The 22,179-nt window shown below is 50.0% G+C and carries 18 protein-coding genes; 11 read left to right on the forward strand and 7 right to left on the reverse strand.

What is annotated here, in order from left to right:
• Nucleotides 1-46: 46 nt before the first annotated feature.
• On the reverse strand, nt 47-1,159 hold the full coding sequence (gmd, locus tag ACYVI1_RS27345) for a GDP-mannose 4,6-dehydratase (protein ID WP_460914377.1): 1,113 nt from the start codon (nt 1,157-1,159) through the stop codon (nt 47-49).
• An 81-nt stretch (nt 1,160-1,240) separates the two neighbouring features.
• Nucleotides 1,241-1,819 (reverse strand): SPOR domain-containing protein, encoded by a 579-nt coding sequence (locus ACYVI1_RS27350; RefSeq protein ID WP_460914380.1) that lies wholly within the window; start codon nt 1,817-1,819, stop codon nt 1,241-1,243.
• Between the two features lie 121 nt (nt 1,820-1,940).
• Between ACYVI1_RS27350 and murB the strand changes: the two genes are divergently transcribed.
• Nucleotides 1,941-2,966, forward strand: coding sequence for a UDP-N-acetylmuramate dehydrogenase (gene murB / locus ACYVI1_RS27355; RefSeq protein WP_460914383.1), 1,026 nt, complete (start codon nt 1,941-1,943; stop codon nt 2,964-2,966).
• A 73-nt stretch (nt 2,967-3,039) separates the two neighbouring features.
• Here the strand turns inward: murB and ACYVI1_RS27360 are convergent, their stop codons facing one another.
• Together ACYVI1_RS27360 and ACYVI1_RS27365 are read right to left on the reverse strand one after the other, a co-directional pair.
• Nucleotides 3,040-3,954, reverse strand: coding sequence for an ROK family protein (locus tag ACYVI1_RS27360; protein WP_460914386.1), 915 nt, complete (start codon nt 3,952-3,954; stop codon nt 3,040-3,042).
• 128 nt (nt 3,955-4,082) lie between these two features.
• Nucleotides 4,083-4,787 (reverse strand): SDR family NAD(P)-dependent oxidoreductase, encoded by a 705-nt coding sequence (locus tag ACYVI1_RS27365; RefSeq protein ID WP_460914388.1) that lies wholly within the window; start codon nt 4,785-4,787, stop codon nt 4,083-4,085.
• Nucleotides 4,788-4,952: 165 nt separating this feature from the next.
• On the opposite strand from ACYVI1_RS27365, the gene ACYVI1_RS27370 reads away from it, so the two are divergent.
• Both ACYVI1_RS27370 and ACYVI1_RS27375 read left to right on the forward strand, forming a co-directional pair.
• The gene (locus ACYVI1_RS27370) at nt 4,953-5,684 is read left to right on the forward strand and encodes an MlaE family ABC transporter permease (protein WP_460914391.1); all 732 of its coding nucleotides are present in this window, start codon (nt 4,953-4,955) and stop codon (nt 5,682-5,684) included.
• Between the two features lie 56 nt (nt 5,685-5,740).
• Nucleotides 5,741-6,487 (forward strand): ABC transporter ATP-binding protein, encoded by a 747-nt coding sequence (locus tag ACYVI1_RS27375; RefSeq protein ID WP_460914393.1) that lies wholly within the window; start codon nt 5,741-5,743, stop codon nt 6,485-6,487.
• A gap of 7 nt (nt 6,488-6,494) precedes the next feature.
• Here ACYVI1_RS27375 and ACYVI1_RS27380 read toward each other — a convergent pair whose 3' ends face one another.
• Together ACYVI1_RS27380 and ACYVI1_RS27385 are read right to left on the reverse strand one after the other, a co-directional pair.
• On the reverse strand, nt 6,495-8,579 hold the full coding sequence (locus tag ACYVI1_RS27380; protein WP_460914396.1) for a ComEA family DNA-binding protein: 2,085 nt from the start codon (nt 8,577-8,579) through the stop codon (nt 6,495-6,497).
• A gap of 164 nt (nt 8,580-8,743) precedes the next feature.
• Complete coding sequence (locus ACYVI1_RS27385; protein WP_460914398.1) at nt 8,744-10,003, reverse strand: hypothetical protein; 1,260 nt, start codon at nt 10,001-10,003, stop codon at nt 8,744-8,746.
• A 151-nt stretch (nt 10,004-10,154) separates the two neighbouring features.
• Here ACYVI1_RS27385 and ACYVI1_RS27390 point away from each other — a divergent pair, with 151 nt between their 5' ends.
• From ACYVI1_RS27390 to ACYVI1_RS27405, 4 genes are all read left to right on the forward strand, one after another.
• Nucleotides 10,155-10,778 carry a thymidine kinase gene (locus ACYVI1_RS27390; protein ID WP_460914400.1) on the forward strand — a complete coding sequence of 208 codons (624 nt, stop codon included), beginning with the start codon at nt 10,155-10,157 and terminating at the stop codon, nt 10,776-10,778.
• Nucleotides 10,778-13,054, forward strand: coding sequence for a type IX secretion system anionic LPS delivery protein PorZ (gene porZ, locus ACYVI1_RS27395; RefSeq protein WP_460914402.1), 2,277 nt, complete (start codon nt 10,778-10,780; stop codon nt 13,052-13,054). The genes ACYVI1_RS27390 and porZ overlap by 1 nt, the downstream gene beginning before the upstream one ends.
• Before the next feature lie 182 nt (nt 13,055-13,236).
• Entirely contained in the window at nt 13,237-14,217 is a 981-nt protein-coding gene (locus ACYVI1_RS27400; protein WP_460914568.1) for a pyruvate dehydrogenase complex E1 component subunit beta, read from the forward strand.
• 289 nt (nt 14,218-14,506) lie between these two features.
• Nucleotides 14,507-14,827 (forward strand): hypothetical protein, encoded by a 321-nt coding sequence (locus ACYVI1_RS27405; RefSeq protein WP_460914405.1) that lies wholly within the window; start codon nt 14,507-14,509, stop codon nt 14,825-14,827.
• A 61-nt stretch (nt 14,828-14,888) separates the two neighbouring features.
• On the opposite strand, the gene nadC is transcribed toward ACYVI1_RS27405, so the two are convergent.
• The gene (gene nadC / locus ACYVI1_RS27410) at nt 14,889-15,722 is read right to left on the reverse strand and encodes a carboxylating nicotinate-nucleotide diphosphorylase (RefSeq protein WP_460914408.1); all 834 of its coding nucleotides are present in this window, start codon (nt 15,720-15,722) and stop codon (nt 14,889-14,891) included.
• Nucleotides 15,723-15,905: 183 nt separating this feature from the next.
• On the opposite strand from nadC, the gene ACYVI1_RS27415 reads away from it, so the two are divergent.
• From ACYVI1_RS27415 to ACYVI1_RS27430, 4 genes are all read left to right on the forward strand, one after another.
• Nucleotides 15,906-16,292, forward strand: a complete 387-nt coding sequence (locus ACYVI1_RS27415) for a hypothetical protein (protein WP_460914410.1) — start codon at nt 15,906-15,908, stop codon at nt 16,290-16,292.
• Nucleotides 16,293-16,385: 93 nt separating this feature from the next.
• Complete coding sequence (gene secDF, locus ACYVI1_RS27420) at nt 16,386-19,490, forward strand: protein translocase subunit SecDF (RefSeq protein ID WP_460914413.1); 3,105 nt, start codon at nt 16,386-16,388, stop codon at nt 19,488-19,490.
• A gap of 167 nt (nt 19,491-19,657) precedes the next feature.
• Nucleotides 19,658-21,226 carry an amino acid permease gene (locus ACYVI1_RS27425; RefSeq protein ID WP_460914415.1) on the forward strand — a complete coding sequence of 523 codons (1,569 nt, stop codon included), beginning with the start codon at nt 19,658-19,660 and terminating at the stop codon, nt 21,224-21,226.
• Between the two features lie 102 nt (nt 21,227-21,328).
• Complete coding sequence (locus ACYVI1_RS27430) at nt 21,329-22,126, forward strand: sulfite exporter TauE/SafE family protein (protein WP_460914418.1); 798 nt, start codon at nt 21,329-21,331, stop codon at nt 22,124-22,126.
• Nucleotides 22,127-22,179: the final 53 nt, after the last annotated feature.

The raw sequence follows: 22,179 nt of genomic DNA on the forward strand, positions 1-22,179 counted from the left end.
CAACACTTGGCGGGTCTTTTTATGTAGGATAGGCAAACTCGAAAGTCTATTCGAAGTAATTCAGTACCTGATGGCCACTTTTGGAAAGGAGTTGATCCCGCCGGAAAAGGTCAATATCGGCGGTCATCATATCGTTTACAAGCGCAGGCAAGTCATATTTGGGTTGCCAGTTCAGTTGGGTCATGGCTTTGGTTGGGTCGCCAAGCAGCAAATCAACTTCTGTTGGGCGGAAATAACGTGGGTCAACGCACACGACTGCTTTACCAACTTCAACAGGGAATTCTGGGTTCGATGAGCTAAGTACCGTTCCCACTTCAGAAACGCCTTCTCCGGAGAAGGCCAGTTCAACGCCAATCTCAGCAAACGACATTCGTACAAAATCCCGTACACTCGTTGTAACACCGGTGGCAATGACAAAGTCTTCGGGCTTCTCCTGTTGAAGAATCAGATACATGGCTTCCACATAATCTTTGGCGTGGCCCCAGTCGCGCAGTGAATCCAGATTACCCAGATACACTTTGTCCTGCAACCCTAAGCCGATTCGGGCTACAGCCCGCGTGATTTTGCGGGTAACGAAGGTTTCGCCCCGCAGTGGCGATTCATGATTGAATAGAATACCATTACAGGCATACATGTTGTAGGCCTCACGGTAATTAACCGTTATCCAGTAGCCATATAATTTAGCAACGGCATACGGCGAACGGGGATAGAAAGGTGTCGTTTCTGACTGAGCGTGGCCCTGTACGCCCCCGTACAACTCAGATGTTGACGCCTGATAAATACGTGTTTTTTCGGTCAGTCCCAGCAAACGCACCGCTTCCAGAATGCGAAGTGTGCCGATACCGTCAACCTGAGCGGTGTATTCTGGCTCGTCGAAACTTACCCGCACATGCGACATGGCGCCGAGGTTGTAAATTTCATCGGGTTGAACCTCCTGAATAATGCGGATTATATTGGTCGAGTCCGACAAATCGCCGTAGTGAAGTTTAAAATGCACATTTTTTTCGTGCGGGTCTTCATACATATGGTCAATCCGCTGCGTATTGAATAAGGAACTACGGCGTTTAATACCGTGCACTTCGTAGCCTTTTTCTAACAGTAGTTCAGCGAGATAAGCCCCATCTTGCCCGGTAATCCCAGTAATTAATGCTTTTTTCATAGTATCCTAAATTTATACGCCCAGTACCTAAAATAGTACAAAATCCATCAAATGTAAGCCATAGAGCCTAAATTCTATAACTTATTTTATTAAAACGCTTCGACGAATATCTACTTTGTCGGGCTGTAACTGTGCTGAACCAATTAAACGGCGAATCGATGTGTAGTAGCGTTCGGCATCTATACGACGCATAAAATCCCCAACTTTAAGTTTATAGGTAGGTTGATTATAACTTAAGTAAGGATTCAACTCCGGGAAATTCTGAGAAATGAGCAGTTTGGCCGCATCGGCCTCCTGCCGTTGTGTACCTACGTAGACCTGAACCCGATACCCAGGCGCGTATCGAATGGATCGGTTTTGATTGGCGATGGTATCGAGTACTAAATCAAGTCGTCGGTTAATATGCAGAGCCTCAACGGGTGCAGTTGATTTTCGGGGTTCTGTTTTACGGGTGGTAGTGGCCGGATTCGTTACGGGGGCCGTTGGTCGGTTTGTAACCATGGTGCTGTTATAAACTGGGCGCACCGATGATAAATCCTCGTTGTAGCTGTTATAATCGGTAGTGGACCCTCCTGACGTAACCGAACGGCTACTGGCACACCCCATCAACAGGAACAATAGTCCGCCTGCTACCGATATTCCACCTACGCTGAAACCCATAATCCCCATTTAAGTAGCCACAAAAATAGCCATTTTGTGAATTCAATCATCCGGCTCATTTACCCGAATACTCACCCGTCCGGGAATTTGGTTAATTTTGAGCAGCCACTATGCATATTACATGCTGAATATAGAGAGTCATGTGTCGCTTAAGCCGTATAATACCTTCGGGATTGATGCTTATGCCCGATATTGGGTGAACATCACTACTGAAGAAGACCTTCAGACGTTACTTAAGCTTTCCGACTTTATTGACACCCCAAAACTAATTCTGGGCGGAGGCAGTAACGTCTTGTTATGCCAGAACTTTGATGGATTGGCCGTTAAAGTAAGTATTCACGGCCTTGAGGTTGTTCGGGAAGCGGACGATCACATCTACCTGACAGTTGGCGCAGGGGTTAACTGGCACGAACTGGTTCTGTTTTGCGTAGGACGGGGCTATGCAGGTATGGAAAACCTGTCACTTATTCCGGGTACGGTTGGGGCGGCCCCCATGCAGAATATTGGCGCGTATGGCGTGGAGTTGGAGCAGATTTTTGAATCACTCACAGCCGTTCATATCCTGACTGGCGAAAAGAGGCTATTTACTCACGCGGACTGTGAATTTGGCTACCGGGAAAGTGTGTTCAAACGAGAGCTTAAGGGCCAGTATATTATCACAAACGTTACGTTCCAGTTAAACAGACAGCCAACGTTTCATACCCGCTACGGAGCTATTCAGGAAACGCTGGCCGCCATGGGTGTGTCGGACGATAACTTATCGATTAAAGCTATTAGTGAAGCGGTTATCCGGATTCGGCGCAGTAAACTCCCCGACCCAGCACAAATTGGTAATGCAGGTAGTTTTTTCAAAAATCCCGAAATTCCAGTAACTCAGTTTAATTCGTTGATGTCACAGTACCCGGACCTACCCGGTTATCCACTTAGTAACGACAGGGTGAAGGTTCCGGCGGGTTGGCTTATCGAACAAGCGGGTTGGAAAGGCTACCGTTCCGGCGATGCTGGTGTTCATACCAAACAGGCGTTGGTGCTGGTCAATTATGGCAATGCTACAGGCGACGAAATTCTTGCCCTGGCCAAACAGGTACAAAACTCCGTGCTCGAAAAATTTGGGATTACCATTACACCGGAGGTGAACGTAGTATGAAAAAGCAGTCGAGGAGAAAAGGATTTCACAAAAGGATTCCTTTTCTCCTTTCTTCCCTTCCTCCTCGACGCTTTTACTCAAAACAAAGAGAAGCTGCTCCCAGCAGGCCCGCATCGTTGCCGAGGGTTGCCTTTTTAATACTCAAGCCGTTTTTATAGTACGGGTTAAGCCAGTAATCGAGCGTTTTGCTGACAGCGGGTAAAATGTAATCAAACGAAGCCGATAGCCCTCCGCCAATGAGTACTTGTTTGATATCCAGTATTTTGATAAGTGCCGCCAGGCCTTCACCCAGCATTTCACCGACTTCGGTCCAGATTTGCAGGGCCAATTTGTCACCCTCACCTGCGGCTGCCACCAGACCGGTTGTTGAAATACTGCCATCGTCGGGCAAATGCGTTTCGCCTGTGTATTCGCTTCGCCGTTCATTGGCTAAATCCAACAATTCTTTTTTGCCAATATTCCGCTCCAGCACCCGGCCATTCCGCGACGGAATATGACCCGGCTCCATGGCGTTGCCATCACCCCCGGTGAAGATTTTCTTGTTGATAATGGCGGCTCCGCCAACGCCCGTTCCCAGGGTAATGAAAATGTAATTTTCGGTAATTTTTTCTTCAGCGAAGTAATATTCGCCCAGAGCCGCTGCATTAGCATCGTTGGCCAGAAAAAATTGAATGCCCTGAAATCGCTTACTCAGCAAATCCACCATCGGAATGCCGTTAATTTCGGGAATCGCCGTGATTTCGAGCGGAATTGTCCGCTCCCGATTCAACATACCCGGCAGACCGATTCCGACCTGTTTTATGTCTTTATTGCTTAACAACTGAAGGGCTACCGCATCGCCAAAGCGCTCGACGAAGTGTCCCGATTCGCGCCAGCTAATGGTGTCGTGGCTGTAGAAATTTGAAATTTTACCGGTATTGGCATCGACAATACCCATTTTGACGTTCGTGCCGCCGACGTCAATACCCAGATACTCAACGGAAGCCATGCGAATTGCTAATCAGTTTATTAGTGAAAAGTTATATGTGTTTAGGAAGATGAAGCGGGGCGCAAGATACAAAAGAGTCGTTAGTGAACAGGTATTAGTCGTCACGAGTTTGCCGTTTGCACCGAACGCTACAGATCACCCAACTGGGGTCGAATTAAAATTTCTTCAACAACGGCACTTTTCGAGAGCGAATAAGCGGCCCAGGCGCTATCAGCCACGTCCTCGGGTTTCATAAACCGTTCTTCGGGTAAATCGGTGCCCTCCCAACTGGCGGTTAGGGTAGCCCCGGGCAAAATGGCCGTTACTTTTACACCATGCAGTTTGAGTTCTTCCCGCAGTACCCGGCTCATGCCCAACAAGGCAAATTTAGAGATGCAATACGAACCGCCATTGGTATAGGCTGTGATGCTGGCCGTGGAACACATCATAAAAATATGCCCTTGCCGCCGGGCAATCATGTCGCCCACCAACCCACGAGTCAGATGATAAGCGCTGGCAACGTTCGTGTTCATTAACTGCTCAAATGTTCCTTCAGCTTCATTATGAATCTGACCTGGCTGAAAAATGCCCGTATTATTGACCAGCACATCAACGGGCCGGTTGAGCGAATGAATATACGTAAGGAGGGTTTTAATGCCATCACGGGTCGATAGGTCAGCCGCAATCGGCAACAAGCCCGGTTGGTCGGCTGGTGCGGCAAATTCGCCCGTAGCTTCGGCACCCTCCACCGAACGGGCACAGATAACAGCATCAAACCCTTCGGCCACGAACCGCCTGGCAATGGCCCGGCCAATACCTTTGGTGCCACCGGTTACAACAATGAGTGGATTCATAGACGATGGATATCCTGTTCTGAGTTCAGGAAAAGGCAAAAGCGCACAAGGTTTAGCAAATGGCGCAAGTTACGTTAGAAACCATTCTATCTTTACGGGGGTTCTCTCCAATAGATAATATCGACTTTTGCCAGGGCAAAGTCCGTTCGTTTCGCTACACATTATATGTCACGCTTAGGCAGTTACTTTATTTTTCTGGGCACACTTTTCCGCAATCGGGAGAAGCTCCGCGTTTATCTGGGCCTTATTCTGAATGAATGTACGTCGATTGGCGTCGGCTCCGTTTTTATCGTTGCGTTAGTCAACATATTTATTGGCGCTGTCACCTGTGTGCAAACGGCGTATAACCTGACGAATCCGTTTGTACCGAAGTACATCATTGCGCTCATCGTGCGCGATAGTTCCATTCTTGAACTGGCGCCAACGTTATCGTGCATTGTACTGGCGGGCAAAGTAGGCTCTAATATTGCCAGCGAATTAGGCACCATGAAAATCACCGAACAGGTTGATGCGCTGGAAGTTATGGGCATCAATTCAAGTTCCTATCTGATACTGCCAAAAGTTATAGCGTCGGTACTGATGTTTCCGCTCTTAGTGATTATGGCCGGTTTTCTGGCCATTCTGGGCGGCTATATTGCCGGAACGCTGGCGGGTGTTATTTCCTCGGAGGATTATGTCTCCGGGCTGCGCTTCGATTATAAACCGTTCGGTGTTACGTTCGCACTTATTAAAACCGTTGTTTTTGCTTTCCTGATCTCAACGATTTCGGCCTATCAGGGCTATAACGTGCAGGGTGGTGCGCTGGAAGTCGGAGCTGCATCAACAGCCGCCGTTACCAATAGCTGCATCGCCATTGTAGCCGCCGATTTCGTCCTGACACAGATGCTGTTAACGTAATTTTGAATGATAGAGTGACTGAATGATTGACCCAGTCACCTATTCAACCATTAGCTATGATCTCCATCAAAAATATTTCAAAAGCGTTCGGTGACCGGCAGATTCTGACGAGTATCGATGGAACGTTTAAGCCGGGGGATACAAGCCTGATTATCGGCGGCAGTGGCACGGGTAAAAGTGTGTTGCTTAAGTGTATGATTGGCTTAGTTAAGCCCGACTCAGGTGAAGTTCTCTACGACGGACGCAACTTTCTGACCAGCAGCCTCGATGAGCAGAAAGCCATACGGCGTGAAATGGGCGTGTTATTTCAGGGATCAGCCTTATTCGATTCAAAAACCGTGCTGGAAAACGTCCGGTTTCCGCTCGATATGCTGACCGAGCAATCTGAGAGTGAGAAAATAGATCGGGCACAGGAGTGTCTGCAACGGGTTGGTTTGGAGGCCGCCGGTAAGTTCATGCCCTCAGAAATAAGCGGAGGTATGAAGAAGCGGGTCGGCATTGCCCGCGCTATTGTCCTGAATCCCAAATATTTATTTTGCGACGAGCCTAATTCAGGCCTCGACCCGCTCACATCCATTAAAATTGACCAGCTTATCTCCGAAATCACCGATGAATACAAGATTACAACGGTTGTGATTACCCACGACATGAACTCGATGATGGAAATTGGGGAGCAGATTATGTTTCTCTACAAGGGCCAAAAACTCTGGGAGGGCACCAGCAGTACCCTTACCCACTCTACTGTGGAGGAACTGAATGAGTTCATTAATGCGAATAAACTCATTCGGGAAATGGAAAAGTGAGGTCGTGTCAGAACCGCCACCGGGCCTGAATCTTTACCTCTGATTTATGGGGAGCATCAATCTGGTCGAGGTCGGAGCCGACTGTCGGTTGATTGGTCAGGTCGGTTCTGGCCCAGCGGACCCACACATCCAGATGACGGCTCAGATTGTACTGGGCCAGCAAATAGTGGCGAACGCCCCGGTTAAAATAGGCTGGAAACGAGAAAGCGTAGAGCACATCACGCTCATATACGTACTGTCGGCTGTCATAGTCGTCGGTGCCAAACAGGGCTACCCGGCCACTCAAGCTAAACCGTCGCACATCCATCGTGGCATCCTGCACCACCGCAAATCCGCGCGAAACAGGTTGCCCGGCAAATCCAAATCCGCCCCACTGCACCCTCGACCGCAGCGACACCCCGCGCATCAGTTTATAGTCGGCATTCAGGGCGTAATTTCGGCGGGTAGTACCAACGACTTCTTTAACCTTGCCGATGGTCAGGTTTTTCTCCTTATGTTCTTCATGGTAAACTGCATAAAATGCCGTTTGGCGACTGGGCGTATACCGAACCTGGAGTAGATAATCAAACCCATGCGAAGGCTTGTCAACCAGATACCTTAGCCAGGGAAAGTTGACATAATCGGCGAAACCACTTAACGTTAGTTTGCGATAGACGGTGTATTTCAGACCCAGATAAGCGCCCGTTTCGTTGATATTCCGACTCCCTTCGCTGAACGCATTACCATAAAAGCTGTGAAAATTACGGTCATAGTGGCGGAGTGCGATGGCCGCGTCGATTTTTTTCGTCAGGCTAACCAACGCCCCTCCTACGGTGCCAATGCCGCCCGAATTTTTTGTTGAGCCGCCACTCCGGGCTACTTCAGCAAACAGATTCCAGTTTCGCCAGATATAGCCGCCATGTAGGCCAACAACGGCGTTTTTTGTGCCGGTAAATTCATATTGATTGTAGGCCAGATCGCGTCGGCGATAGACTTTATCGAAGCGGGTATGCAATAGGGTCAGGCCCAGTTGAAACTGGTGTCGATTGTGGTAGAGTAGATGAGCGCCCAGATTGGTTTCGAGCAGACTGCCCTGATCGGCCCGTTCGGAGGCCGTTCGGTGCAGGCCGGAGGTTTGCAGAGAGGTAGCCATAACGCCTTCATCCGGGCTGCCTTCTGCGATGTTGGCATCGCGTCGGTTGCGGGCGGCTATAAGCGTCAGATCAACTGTTCGATGGATGCTATACGTTGCCGTTGCGCCCCGAAAATACCCATACTCTGTTAAGGAAGTATAAGGTCGGGCACCCAGTGTTGGGCGACGAACGGGCTGCACCGTCTCAGCACTTTTACCCAGCACAAACCCCGCTGACAGCACCAGCCCCTGTCCTACCTGTACCTGATAATCGCCCAGCAAAATGTTCCGCCAACGGCCCCGGTTCTGTATCTGGGCATGAAACGAAACATAGTCAACCCCATATCGACGCGCCGACGGCTGCCAGCCCATTGGTTCGCCGGGGTCTTTTTCCAGCGTCAGACCAACGCTAAACGCACGGGGTCGACTATATCGGTAGCGGGCATACCACTGTCCGGCACTTCCCAGATAGCGCGTCGGCAAATTACCTTTTTTGTCCGCCATAGCTTCTGAGAAGCCTTTCTGTTGTTCCAGCGTCTGTTCGTAGCGCACAATCAGGTAGTTGTCGGTGGGCGTTGGGAGCGTGCCAAATAAACCGGGCGTTCCCGATGCCGTCACAAAGGGTAACAGACGACGAATGGTTGACAAATCAAAATCGGGGACAGCCTGAAGTTCATACACCGACAGCAAATCACCGAATTCAGCCCGATAGGCGGCTAAACTGCTCAATTGCCTGTTCGTGAGCAGATACGTTGTTTCCAGTTCGTCGCGGCTGGCCAGATTAAGATCGAGCGGATTGGCGTAGAGTTGCGTCAGGGCATCATAAACAGCCTGATAGTCGATACCTTCCGTCTGCACAGGAAATAAATCCTGTAAATACCGGCTGACATCCGCCGAACTTCGGGGTGGTATAGTTGTTTGAGAAAAAACAGGAGAAACGGCCAACCATCCGGCCACTGTGAGCAGGTAACGTGTTCGCACTATCTTTTTTGTTCAGGTTTCGGATAGGACCTCTAACCACCCTAAGCCGGTCACTCGTTCCTGAGTATTATGACCAGCCAATACGGTTGAGCCTTAGACGGTCAAAGCCTAAAAAAGATACATTTGAAACAAAAAGGATACTTAGTAGAATCGAAGCGGCTACCTTAGGCGAACCGCCGTTTCAGAATTTCAACCAGTTCACTTACTTCATCGCTGCTCATATCCCACAAATATTGAGACGCATAGCGGTAAGAAATCAGATCGAGTGCCTGGCCGTAATTATTCAGGGTGTCAATTTCCTCGATGGCCTGATTATAGGCACTGCTGTTGCCATTAAAGAGCTGATTGATAAACCGAAATTTCTGATTCAGCGAAATACTCCGGGCGATGCTCTCGATGGGTGCCCGATGGAACGTTTCGGCTATTGTTGACGATTCAGTCGGGGCTACTTCCCGCAGTGTATCATTCAGCGTGGGTACAGAATCTGTCTGGCTTGTTATGGCTGTTGTTTCCATTGTTGTTATGGATGGTGCTACGGCCTCCGTCTCTACCTGCGACGGTTGGTTACTGGGAGCAGTTGGCGCATGGTCAGTTCCGTCAAGGAACATAGGGCCGGTTGGCTCCATTGCCTGTTCGGACGGGGGAGCAGGGGTCGGATCGGGCTGTGGTGGTATAGCCGGGGCAATGGCTTCGGGGGTTGCTTCTGCCGGAACTAAGGGAGCAGGTGGAACCGCCGGTTCGATAACGGTATCGAAAAAGGAGCGGGATGGAGACGCCGGAATGCTGTCGGGCACATGACTCCGCAGTAAAGCCGACACATCCATTGGGTGTTTTTCCGAAAACAGCGCGACGAATTTGTCATAATGCTCTAACTCATGGCCTTTCTGCGTTAACGCTTCGTCTAAATACGTAAGGGCCTGATTGACATACACAAAGGGCCGACCATTGACACGCTGCGTAATATGAGCCGGAATAAACTGATTGATTTTTGTATAGCGGGTGATCTGCTTTAACGCATCGGCGGTTACGGTAAATTCAGGCTGGCTACGCAGTATATCGTCGAAATAAGCCCGTGGGTCGAAGATCATGATGATGGCCCGGCGGGTGGCATCGGCCAGCAGGGGTTCGAGATGTTCGCGACGAACCGAAATATGCTGCGACACGATGTTCATGAAATTTTGCAGTGCTTCCTGCACATCGGCATCGGCAAAGTCGAAGTAGTGACTGCGAAATTTTGTTGCATCCGCCTGCCACTTATCGGACAAACTATTGATGATGAACAAATTAATCTGACTAATGGGCGTCAGCGACAGGAGTTGCTGCCCGGTTATGGCGGCATGGTTCTGATAAAAATCAGCAGCGATCCGACGCGCGTAGGACTTGCTGTAGTCAGTAAGGGCGTTGGCGTTAAACTTGTTCGACATTAGGAAAAGCCTTTGTTTTGTAAAGATAAAGTTTTCAGGCGCAAACCCATTTTTAGTTATCAATAAATTGAAATTGTGATTTTGACCAGAACTCTGCAAGTCAATTTACCTGATTAAAACTAATAACCGGCCTTAAAACGGCCATTACCCAATGTTTATTGAACCCCCCCGACGACGTGAACCGCCCCACCTCCGTACTGGCTGGATTGAGGTTATTTGCGGGTCGATGTTCTCCGGCAAAACCGAGGAATTGATTCGTCGGCTTACGCGTGCCCGCATTGCGAAACTCAATGTCCGGATTTTTAAACCGGCTTTGGATGTTCGCTACCATGAGGAAAATATTGTTTCTCATTCAGCCCTCACGATTCAGTCGATCCCGGTGCAAACAGCGAGCCAGATTCCTTCGTTAACCGGTGATTGTGACGTAGTTGGTATCGATGAAGCCCAATTTTTCGATGCCCACATTACCGATGTTTGCCAGGAATTGGCCAATGAGGGCAAGCGGGTTATTGTGGCCGGATTGGATATGGACTTTTCGGGCAAACCCTTCGGCTGTATGCCTCAGTTGATGAGCATTGCCGAATACGTGACCAAAGTTCACGCGATTTGCGTGGTTTGTGGCGACATTGCTCAGTATTCCTATCGGCTCGTACCTTCGCAGGAGCGCGTGTTGCTGGGCGAAACCGATAGTTATGAAGCCCGTTGCCGACGATGCTTTAACCTCGGCAACGACGCTGGCCAGAAAGAGTGGGCGTATGAAAATGTAGATAAGTAATGAATAATGTACAATGGATAATGAATAATGGCTGGGAGAGGGGATTTTTCCGTTTAGTTCTTATTGTTCATTGTTCATTGTTCATTATTCATTATTCATTTGCTCAAATCGGCACCTGGCAGTCACACGTAAGCTACAACTCCGGGCAGTCGGTGGCGGTGGTTGGTAACAAAATCTATGCCGCTACACAAAATGGGTTCTTCTATTACGATAAAGTCACGAATGAGACCTTCACACTCAGTAAATCATCCGGTCTGAGCGATGTTGGTATCAGCCGATTACTTTATCTGGCCGATCAACAAAAACTCCTCCTCACCTACCGAAACGGTAATCTGGATTTTCTGAGCCTGACCGATGCCGGCGAACCCGGCTCAGTCACCAACGTGAACACAATCGTTACGGCCCCCAACCTGCCAGCCTCGCGCGTTATTCATCAACTCAACCGAATTGGCAACAACGCTTATCTAAGCACCGATTTTGGAGTAGTAGTGCTGGATTTACTCAAAAACGAAATTCGGGATACATACTTCAGTCAGCAAACCGACGGGTCGCCCCTGCCCATTTTTCAGACAGCCGCTACGACTGACAGCTTATACGCCCTAACCTCACCCACGCAGCCCTTCGAAACCGGCCTTCGACTGCGGGCGGTGCGCTTCGCTCCGAATGTCAATATTGCCGACCCCGCTAACTGGCGACCAATTCAGGAGCCTGACCCGTTTATGTCGTCGCTGCTAACTGATCAGAACCGCCTGTACGTATCGGTAAACGGAAAGGGCATGTACACGAAAACCAATGGATCCTGGGTACTATCCCGGCAAACGTCTGATCCAATCGTCAGACTATTTCCATCGGTGGCAGGGCCAATTGTGGCGACGAATCGGACCATTACCTTGCCTAATTCGGGTACTTTTGCAGGCTCCTTGCTGACCGATCCGCGCGAGGTGATAGCTGATGGTAGTACGGTTTGGGTTGCCGATATAAATACTGGTCTTCTTTCAGGAAGTTCAGGACAGTTTCAGCGCATTGCCCCCGAAGGGCCAACCCGCGACCAATTTGCCAGCTTATATGCTTACGCTCAAACGCTTATAGCCCTGCCCACCGGCCCGTTGAGCGACACTCAACGTTCTATAAATCAGCCAGCAGGTGAACTATTCTCGGTTCCAAATAGGCGTTGGACTACGGCAACGGCTGCTGGCCAGACTCGGGGATTTAATGCCGCCGTTTATTTGCCTACTCAGCAACAACTCTATTTTAGCAGCTTCGGCGGAGGTTTATGGAGCCAGACAGCGGGGCAGGCACTCGCTTCGGTTACCTTACCGACCACAATCAGCCCATTCATCAGCAGTCTGGCAACCGATTTAGACGGGAATCTCTGGATAACTACCGGACGAACGAATGCCACCCAGCGGTCTACCCTGCATGTTCGCCGACCCGATGGCACGTTTCAATCGTTTCCGGTTAGTAGCCAGACAAATATTGTGCAGGTCGTAGCCGACGATAATGGGTTCCTGTGGCTTCGGCCCGACCTCGGCGGGGGGTTACTGGTTGTTGATCCACAAACAAACCGCAGTCGCTTTCTAACAACCGAACGTGGACAAGGTGGGCTATTAACCAATAGCATTCGCGCCTTAACCAAAGACCGAAATGGTGCTATTTGGGTCGGAACCGACCTCGGTCCGGTCGTGTTCGACAATCCGGCCGGGGCTTTTGATGGGACTATAGATGCCCAGCCCCCACTGCTGAATCGACGGCGGCTGCTGGCTAATGAAGTCATTACAGCTATTGCGGTCGATGGCGGCAACCGGAAATGGATTGGTACGCAAAAAGGACTTTACCAGCTTGCCCCCGATGGTTCGCAACTGTTTGATACATTCACGGCGGAGAACAGCCCATTGCCGACTAATTTGATTCAGGCGCTGGCCATCGAACCGATTAGCGGAAAGGTTTTTATCGGAACGATAAATGGCCTGATTTCTTTTCAAGGTTCAGCAACCGAACCCGCTGAAACACTGAATAACCTGACTCTTTTTCCGAATCCGGTCCGACCTGATTTTACAGGCACAGTTGGCATCAACGGCCTGACCGACAATGCAACCGTAAAAATACTGGATGCGGGCGGGCAGTTGGTTTATGAAACCCGGTCGCAGGGCGGCACGGCCACCTGGAACTTACACGATTATCGGGGCCGCATGGCACAAACGGGCATTTATTTAGTTGTCGTTGTAGCATCCGACGGGTCGGAAGGTGTAGCCGGGAAATTGGCTGTAGTGCGGTAGAAAAAACAATGTTTGCCGTTTTTGGTATAGATAATCACCGTCGCTAAGTTGGGTTGCCAGCACACGTAAACGACGATTTGATGAATCAGGTCATTTTGCCTAATTTTGACCGGTTTTTATCCCCTATTACCCAATGCGGGCAACTCATTGGCAACCAATTAACCGAAATCAACGCACTCATAATGAGAGAAATACAGTTCCGCGAAGCCCTGCGGGAGGCCATGACGGAAGAAATGCGCCGGGACCCACTGGTCTATCTAATGGGTGAAGAAGTCGCCGAATACAACGGCGCCTATAAAGTTAGCCAGGGTATGCTCGACGAGTTCGGCCCGGAGCGCGTGATTGATACACCCATTGCCGAGTTAGGTTTTGCGGGCATTGGGGTTGGTTCTGCCATCAATGGGTTGCGGCCCATTATCGAGTTCATGACCTTCAACTTCTCGCTTGTTGCCATTGACCAGGTCATTAATTCGGCGGCCAAAATTATGTCGATGTCGGGTGGGCAATACTCCTGCCCCATTGTATTTCGCGGGCCTACCGGTAATGCCGGGATGCTGTCGAGCCAGCACTCGCAGAATTTCGAGAACTGGTTTGCCAACACGTCGGGGCTGAAAGTAGTCGTGCCATCGAATCCGTATGATGCCAAAGGCTTGCTGAAGTCGTGCATCCGCGACAACGACCCCGTTATTTTTATGGAGTCAGAGTTGATGTATGGCGATAAAGGGCAGGTTCCTGAAGAAGAATACCTGATTCCGATTGGGCAGGCCAACATTGTGCGGGAAGGAAACGACGTAACGATTGTCTCGTTCGGTAAAATTATGAAAGTGGCCCTCGCGGCTGCCGACGAACTGGCTAAAAACGGCGTGTCGGCGGAGGTCATCGACCTTCGTTCGGTTAGACCGATTGACTACGCAACCATTATCAACTCAGTAAAGAAAACGAACCGATGTGTGATTGTGGAGGAGGCCTGGCCCCTGGCGGCTATCTCGTCGGAATTGACCTACAACATTCAGCGCAATGCGTTCGATTACTTAGACGCACCCGTTGTTCGGGTCAATAGCATGGATTTGCCCCTGCCCTACGCGCCCACGCTCATTGAGGCCATCCTCCCTAATGTGAAGCGCACGCTACAGGCCGTAGAGACGGTTATGTATAAGAAGTAACTTGTGTAAGGCGGGTAGAAACCCGCAATTATTACTTACTCATCGCGGGTTTCCACCCGCCTTGCAAAAACAAAAAAAGCGGTGGTCGAGTAGACCACCGCTTTTTTTATGTAGCATAAAAAAGCCTGACTATTTTAAGAGCCAGGCGTTGATTAGCACAATTGTAGGTAAAACGTCTGAAGCAGGGTTTTAGTTTAAGCATTGAAAAATAAGTAGATAGTTTTTCATAATATTCACATTATGCATAAACTTGCTTAAAAACGCATAAGACTCTGGACAAAACCTTTGTATGCAACCCACCAGCCGAACCATTTATGAAGTTACCATTCAACATGTAGGATCACTAAGTATGCTCCGTCATCGCGAACCGACCACCACTTTTTTCTCTAACCTACGTAAAGCTGTCGATGCCATTACGGCCGAATTAGCCCTAAACAACTGGCCTCCCAGGGTTAACTATATGGCTGTTTATCGGGGGGTGAAGCAGCGCGAGTTTTATAGCTGCGATTTCGATGTTGCCGGAACGCGCGTGTTTCGGGTGAAAGTTGTTCCCAGACTACTGAATCCGGCATTACCAAGATTAGGCGTTGATGAGAACCCGGCGAAATGAAACGAGCCGGTAGTGTTGGTTTATGTTCCAGGTTTCAAGTTCGCCATATGGAACATCTTTTTCAGTACGCTTTCAAACTCAAATCCAGGCTTTTAATCTGGTGCGTAAGCGCACCGGACGAAATAAAATCGACACCCGTTTCGGCATAGGCCCGCAGATTTGTTTCGTCAATACCGCCCGACGCTTCGGTCACGAAACGACCGTCAACGAGCCGTACCATATCCCGAATCCCTTCTGGCTGAAAATTATCCAACAGAATTATATCCACCTGACCCACCCGCAGCACTTCTTCTACTTCCGCCCGGTTTCGGGTTTCCACTTCGATACGTAACTGACGACCTGTTTCTTTCAGGTAAGCAACAGCCTGCGTAATGGCCGCTTCGATGCTTCCGGCATAATCGACGTGATTGTCTTTAATCAGAATCATGTCGTACAACCCGAACCGGTGGTTTACGGCCCCACCAATTTTCGTGGCCATTTTCTCACAGATTCGGAAGTTGGGGGTAGTTTTACGCGTGTCCAATAGTTTCGCCCGCGTGCCTTCCAGAAGATTTACCAACTCACGGGTATGCGTGGCAATGCCGCTCATACGCTGAATACAGTTGAGTACAAGGCGCTCAGCCGTCAGAATATTACGGGCATTGCCGCTAACAGTCAGCACGATGTCGCCGGGTTCAATAGTGGCGCCATCCTGCATGAGGATGTCAACAACAAACGCCGGGTCAACTTCGGCGAAAATAGCCTGAGCCACCTTAACACCCGCCAGAATACCCGCTTCTTTGACCAAGAGCCGGGCGCGTTTTTGGGCATTGGCCGGAATGGTCGACAGAGACGTATGGTCGCCGTCGCCAACATCTTCGGCTAAGGCTAATTGAATAAATTCATGCAGCTTCATAGGCGCAAGGTAGCAGATTATTTTTCGACAGGATTACAGGATTTGATTCTGAATACAATTTTCAGGTTGAACACAGGCGGCATAACTCAGCTAAATCAAATCCAGTTAATCCTGTAATCCTGTCAAAAACCGCTTGCATTCCACCAAAATTGGTACGAAATTTGTCATCCGCAAAGGAAATATATGAAGCAACCGCGTGTCATACAACGTCTTTCGAGCCTGATGCTGGTTACCCTGCTGCTATTCACCGCCGTTTGGGGAAACAGCAACGCAGCCAACACGAAGGCATTGCTGGCAAAGAAAGCCATTGCGGAACAGGCCAAGTCGGGCAAATCAGCAGATGTCCCATCCTCGAATACCCTTTTGAGCGCAGCCCAGTTTGAAGCGGTCGTTACTCCGGCTGTTGAATTAGGCGAATCGGGGCAAACCGCTTTTCTGCTTCCCGCACCTACGCTCATAATCCTGGTACTGTTGAGCGTTGCACTGCTTCGGCATTTTACCCTGCCGCATTTCTATTTTGCTTATTTCAAGCACGTATTTGGGCATCATATAGCCACAAATGCGCCGTAACGGCAACCTCAGCCGAACGGCATTCTTCCCTGATTTTCTCCAATTTTATCAATTTAATTCAGATGCCCGACCCTCTTGGTTCAGGCTACATTCATGCAAAACAAAACCGGAATTCTCATTCTGACGGGTGTCATTGCAGCCATCTGCATTTACTTCCTGTCGTTTACCTTCGTCTCGCGGGGCATTAAAGCCGATGCGGAGACCTACGCCACCAACAAGCAGGGCCTTGTTGACCGGGCGAAAAAACAACACTACCTCGATTCGCTCTGGAAAGAGCCTGTTTATCTGGGCAGTACCCTTCAGGAAGTGACCGAGCGCGAATTGGGTCTGGGCCTTGATTTACAGGGCGGTATGCACGTTGTGCTGGAAGTATCACCCACCGACATTTTACGCAGTCTATCGGGTAACAACCGCGACCCAAAATTTAATCAGGCGTTGAAACAGGCACTGGAGGACCAGAAAACGAGCAACGCCGGTTTTGTCGACCTGTTTGCTGATGCGTTCAAAAAAGCGGCACCGGATACCAGGCTGGCCACTATATTCGCTACCAGCGCCAACCGCAGCAAAATAAACTTCCAGTCGTCGGATACCGAAGTACGAAAGTTATTGAATGAAGAAGTCAACGGAGCTATCACGCGGGCTTACCAGATTATTCAGGCGCGGGTTGATAAGTTTGGCGTAGCGAACCCAAATATTCAGCGGCTGCCAGGTTCGGGTCGGATTCAGATTGAACTGCCCGGCGTCGATAACCCCGAGCGCATTCGTCGTTTGCTGACCGGCGCGGCCAAACTGGAGTTTACCGAAGTTTATCGGCTGAACGAACTGGCCCCCGCCATTGAAGGCATGGGCGCTTATCTGCTTCGCGAAGAGGCTACCCGCAAAGCCGCTCTGAAACCAGCCGCAGGAACAACGGCCCCAACCGCTGGTTCAGCCGCTAAAGGCGCATCGAGCCTTGAGTCGCAACTGGCACAGGGTAGCAAAACGGATTCGACCGGAAAGGCAAAAAATGATACGGCTGCCGCTGCTGCACAAGGTACAGCCCTCACACAGTTGTTTCTGCCGGTTGGTCAGGATCAGTTGGGCGTTTACCTGAAAGATACGGCCCGCGCCAACGACGTGCTGAACGCAGCCGAAGTACGCAGTTTGTTTCCATCCGATGCGTTCTTCGCCTGGGACCGGAAGACGTTCAAAGCAACCGATGGCAAAGAAATTTTGCCGCTTTATTTCCTGAAGAAAGCGGCTGGCCGTGCCCCCCTCGAAGGTGATGTCATTACCGATGCCACCAACGACTACGACGACCGGGGCCGCCCGGAAGTGACCATGAACATGAACGCCGAGGGCGCCCGGAAATGGAAAAATCTGACGGCGGCAAACGTAGGCCGTCCGGTAGCGATTCTGTTAGACAATCTGGTGTACACGGCGCCAAACGTACAGAACGAAATTCCGAACGGGCGGTCGAGCATCTCCGGCAATTTCACGGTTGAAGAAACCAAAGACATGGCTAACGTGCTGAAAGCCGGTAAGCTGCCTGCCCCAACGAATATTGTTGAAGAGAACGTAGTAGGCGCTACGCTTGGTTCAGAAGCGGTGAGCGCCGGGGTACTTTCGTCGATAGTTGGTATTTTGCTGGTGCTGGCGTTTGTGGTATTTTACTACAACCGGGCTGGCTTCATCGCTGACCTTGCCTTGATCGTTAACCTGTTCTTTCTGCTGGGTGTGATGGCCTCGCTGGGCGCGGTATTGACCATGCCTGGTATTGCCGGTATCGTGCTGTCGATTGGTATGGCCGTCGATGCCAACGTACTTATTTTCGAGCGGATTAAAGAAGAACTGGCACTGGGGAAAACCTTCAAGCAATCCGTTACCGATGGTTTCAAGAACGCGCTATCGTCCATTATCGACTCAAACGTAACAACTTTCCTGACGGGTATCGTCCTGTTTATCTTCGGCACGGGTTTGATTCTGGGCTTTGCGACCACACTGATTATTGGTATTCTAACCTCGTTGTTTGCGGCTATTTTCCTCACCCGTCTGATTTTGGAGTACTACATTCGTAATGGCAAAACACTGACATTCAGTTCTTCATGGGCAAAGAACCTATTTAAAGATTCTAACTTTGACTTCGTGTCGCGCCGGAAGCTGTACTACACAGTTTCGTCAATTATCATTGCTGCCGGTATTATCTCGATTATCTTCAAAGGATTCGGATTAGGCGTTGACTTTAAAGGGGGGCGGTCCTATGTTGTTCGTTTTGAAAAATCAGTCAGTACCGATGATGTACGTACCTCGCTGGCAAGTGTGCTGGGGGCTGCGCCGGAGGTGAAAACTTACGGGGGCACTGGCATTGGTGCCAATCAGGTGAAAGTAACCACACCCTACCTGATTGATGATAACTCGCAGGGAGCTGATAAGCGGGCTGAAGCCACTATCTACAAAGGACTAAGCAATATTAAAGGCAATCCAGCAAAAATAGAAAGCTCGCAAAAGGTAGGGCCAACTATCGCCTACGACATTCTTACCTCAGCGCTATGGTCGATTTTGCTGGCCGTTGCCGTCGTCTTTTTGTACATTCTCATCCGGTTCAAGCGGCTGGCATTTGGGTATGGCGCGGTGGTGGCTATGTTCCACGACGTGCTGATTATTCTGGCTATCTTCTCGATTTTCAATGGTCTCCTGCCCTTTTCGCTCGACATCGACCAGGCGTTTGTGGGCGCCCTGCTAACAATTATGGGGTATTCGATGAACGACACGGTTGTGGTTTTCGACCGGGTGCGGGAATACTTAGCCGAGAACAAGGGCAAGAAAGAAAGCATTCCGACCATTATTAACAATGCCCTGAATGCAACCCTGAGCCGCACGGCGGTGACGGGCTTCTCCACCATTCTGGTGTTGTTGGTTCTCTTTATTTTCGGGGGTGAAACCATTCGGGGTTTCTCGTTCGCCATGTTGATTGGTGTTATTGTGGGAACATATTCGTCGCTGTTCGTCGCTACTCCCATTGTGGTTGATTCCCTGAGCCGCGACCAGGAGAAGGACGGGGCCGCCCTCACAGTTGGTACATCGGCCACCGAAAAGAAAACTGGCTTCGACGCGATTCCGGCTGATTTTACGAGCGCGGCACCCGCCACACCCGAAGAATTTACGGCGAAGAAGGAGAAGAAAGAAAAGAAACCGCTGATTCGCCCATCGCAGTCGTAGTTTTTTAATGAGCGAAAGAGCGAAAGAGTGACAGGGCGAAAACCATTCGGCAATTTTCTTCGCTCTGTCACTCTTTCGCTCTTTCACTCATTATATTTCGTATATTTCGCTGAAGAACCCAAGAATATTTCTTAATACGACCTAATCACCAAACTCTGTTTGCCTATATGGAGACTACCAAAGCACCAGTGTCAGCCAAAAGTCAGCTTTGGGCGAAAAAATCGCTCGCGAAACTGATGGCGGAGACCTCTGACGAGCCAACAAGCTTAGACCCGATTAGTCAGGAGGGTACGCTAAAACGTACTCTCACCTCCACGAATTTGATAGCGTTGGGTATCGGTGCCATCATTGGAGCGGGTCTGTTTGTCAGAACCGCGGCTGCGGCAGGGGGTCATGCCGGGCCTGCCGTGACGGTTTCGTTTGCCATTGCCGCTTTTGCCTGTGCGCTGGCAGGTTTGTGTTATGCGGAGTTCGCGTCGATGATCCCCATTGCTGGCAGCGCCTACACCTATAGCTACACAACAATGGGCGAGTTTGTTGCCTGGATTATCGGTTGGGATCTGGTATTGGAGTATGCGCTCGGAGCGGCAACGGTCTCCATTGGCTGGTCGCAGTACCTGAATGCGTTGCTGGACGATTTTCTTCATTTTCATATACCCTATCGATGGTGCCATTCTCCGTTTCAGGTCAGCGATGGATTGGGTATCTACGCGGGCGAAGCAGGCATACACGGAATGATTAATCTGCCCGCCGTATTTATTCTGCTGATGTTGAGCCTGTTGCTCATTAGAGGAACGCAGGAATCGGCAACGTTCAATAATGTTATTGTCATTGTGAAGGTAAGTATTGTCCTGTTAATCATCGCATTAGCCTGGAAATACATCAATCCGGCCAACCACGTACCGTATCTGATTCCAGCCGATGCCGGAACGGCCACACTCAGCACCGGACAGATTCATAATTATGCTGATTCACTAAATCACGGCTGGTTGGGCGTACTTCGGGGCGCGGGGATTGTGTTTTTTGCGTTTATTGGCTTCGATGCTGTATCGACAGCCGCGCAGGAGGCTAAAAATCCGCAGCGGGATATGCCCATCGGTATTCTGGTATCGCTGGCGATTTGCACGGTATTGTACATTCTGTTTTCGCACGTGCTGACCGGCCTGGCACCCTACAAAGAATTCATTGGGCAGGGTGGTGAAGCCTCCGTTGTGTACGCCATTAACAAGTATATGCCTGGTTATGAGTGGTTAGCGTCTTTAGTTACGGTGGCTATTCTGGCAGGTTTCTCGTCCGTTATTCTGGTTATGTTGCTGGGACAGACCCGCGTGTTTTATACCATGAGCAAAGACGGGCTGGTTCCTGCCATTTTCTCAAAACTTCATCCGAAGTACCAAACGCCTTTCCGTTCGCAATGGGTGTTCTTTGTCTTTGTTTCGATGTTTGCGGCCTTCGTACCGGATAGTGTGGTGGGCGATATGACCAGTATTGGAACCCTGTTTGCCTTTGTGCTGGTCTGTATTGGTATCATGATTCTGCGGAAGACCGACCCCACTATCGTCCGCCCGTTCAGAACGCCTTTATATTTCATTGTTTGCCCATTGGGCGCTGCTATATGTCTGGCGATGATTATGAGTTTAGGTTGGGAAAACTGGACCCGGCTGATTATCTGGATGGCAATTGGTCTGGCGATTTACTTTGGCTATGGTCGTTATCATAGTAAATTAAGGTCCTGAACGTTTTCTGTAGTGCATTATAAAGACGCCTGAGCCTCATAGAGTTCAGGCGTCTTTATATGCACCTGTATCCTAATTCCAAAAGTTTTCCCATCTTGGCGCATGCGTGTCGAGGAAGTAATCGGGTACGGAGCCGCTATCATTGCCGGATTAGTTATCGGACTGGCGGGTGGTGGCGGGTCCATTCTGACAGTGCCAATCTTCGTGTATCTGTTTCATATTCAGCCCGTACTGGCCACCACCTATTCGCTGTTTGTGGTTGGATCAACGTCGTTTATTGGCTCAATAAACCACATCTGGAAACAGCGGGTCGACCTGAGGGTAACCTTAGTTTTCGCACTTCCCTCATTTATATCGGTTTATTTAAGCCGGCGTTTTTTAGTCCCTGCGCTCCCCGACCCGCTGTTTCAGGCTGGGCAGTTTGTGCTGCCCAAAAGCAATGCCATTCTCTACTTCTTCGCCATCGTGATGATTATTGCGGCCCGCGCCATGATTCGGAGTGATCGCCCGGAGCAGGGAGCAGCCGCCGACGGGCGACCGCGTTATGGGAGCCTGGCGCTCGACGGGCTGGCCGTTGGGTTACTGACCGGCACGATTGGCGCGGGCGGGGGCTTTCTGATTGTGCCCATGCTGGTGTTGCTGGCGGGCCTGCCCATTCACCGGGCAGTGGCCACATCGGTGCTCATCATTGCCGTTAATTCATTCGTCGGGTTTCTGGGCGATATTCACCATACGGAGCTAAATTGGAATTTTCTGCTGCCCTTCACGGGTTTATCTATTATCGGCATCTTTGTTGGGATGTACTTAGCCCGCTTCGTTGCCCCCGACCGGTTAAAGAGAGGCTTTGGCTGGTTTGTGCTCATCGTGGCGGGTTATATGATTTTGAGGGAGCTTTCATAGACTTGTTTCAGGTTCCAACTTAATACAGAGTCAACAACCTGGAACATGAAATT

Source organism: Spirosoma areae (genome assembly GCF_054781775.1).

Bases quoted from the DNA above. Each gene is read 5' to 3' on its own strand.
- gmd (WP_460914377.1), bottom strand. From the start codon at position 1,159: ATGAAAAAAGCATTAATTACTGGGATTACCGGGCAAGATGGGGCTTAT.
- ACYVI1_RS27350 (WP_460914380.1), bottom strand. From the start codon at position 1,819: ATGGGTTTCAGCGTAGGTGGAATATCGGTAGCAGGCGGACTATTGTTC.
- murB (WP_460914383.1), top strand. From the start codon at position 1,941: ATGCTGAATATAGAGAGTCATGTGTCGCTTAAGCCGTATAATACCTTC.
- ACYVI1_RS27360 (WP_460914386.1), bottom strand. From the start codon at position 3,954: ATGGCTTCCGTTGAGTATCTGGGTATTGACGTCGGCGGCACGAACGTC.
- ACYVI1_RS27365 (WP_460914388.1), bottom strand. From the start codon at position 4,787: ATGAATCCACTCATTGTTGTAACCGGTGGCACCAAAGGTATTGGCCGG.
- ACYVI1_RS27370 (WP_460914391.1), top strand. From the start codon at position 4,953: ATGTCACGCTTAGGCAGTTACTTTATTTTTCTGGGCACACTTTTCCGC.
- ACYVI1_RS27375 (WP_460914393.1), top strand. From the start codon at position 5,741: ATGATCTCCATCAAAAATATTTCAAAAGCGTTCGGTGACCGGCAGATT.
- ACYVI1_RS27385 (WP_460914398.1), bottom strand. From the start codon at position 10,003: ATGTCGAACAAGTTTAACGCCAACGCCCTTACTGACTACAGCAAGTCC.
- ACYVI1_RS27390 (WP_460914400.1), top strand. From the start codon at position 10,155: ATGTTTATTGAACCCCCCCGACGACGTGAACCGCCCCACCTCCGTACT.
- porZ (WP_460914402.1), top strand. From the start codon at position 10,778: ATGAATAATGTACAATGGATAATGAATAATGGCTGGGAGAGGGGATTT.
- ACYVI1_RS27400 (WP_460914568.1), top strand. From the start codon at position 13,237: ATGAGAGAAATACAGTTCCGCGAAGCCCTGCGGGAGGCCATGACGGAA.
- ACYVI1_RS27405 (WP_460914405.1), top strand. From the start codon at position 14,507: ATGCAACCCACCAGCCGAACCATTTATGAAGTTACCATTCAACATGTA.
- nadC (WP_460914408.1), bottom strand. From the start codon at position 15,722: ATGAAGCTGCATGAATTTATTCAATTAGCCTTAGCCGAAGATGTTGGC.
- ACYVI1_RS27415 (WP_460914410.1), top strand. From the start codon at position 15,906: ATGAAGCAACCGCGTGTCATACAACGTCTTTCGAGCCTGATGCTGGTT.
- secDF (WP_460914413.1), top strand. From the start codon at position 16,386: ATGCAAAACAAAACCGGAATTCTCATTCTGACGGGTGTCATTGCAGCC.
- ACYVI1_RS27425 (WP_460914415.1), top strand. From the start codon at position 19,658: ATGGAGACTACCAAAGCACCAGTGTCAGCCAAAAGTCAGCTTTGGGCG.
- ACYVI1_RS27430 (WP_460914418.1), top strand. From the start codon at position 21,329: ATGCGTGTCGAGGAAGTAATCGGGTACGGAGCCGCTATCATTGCCGGA.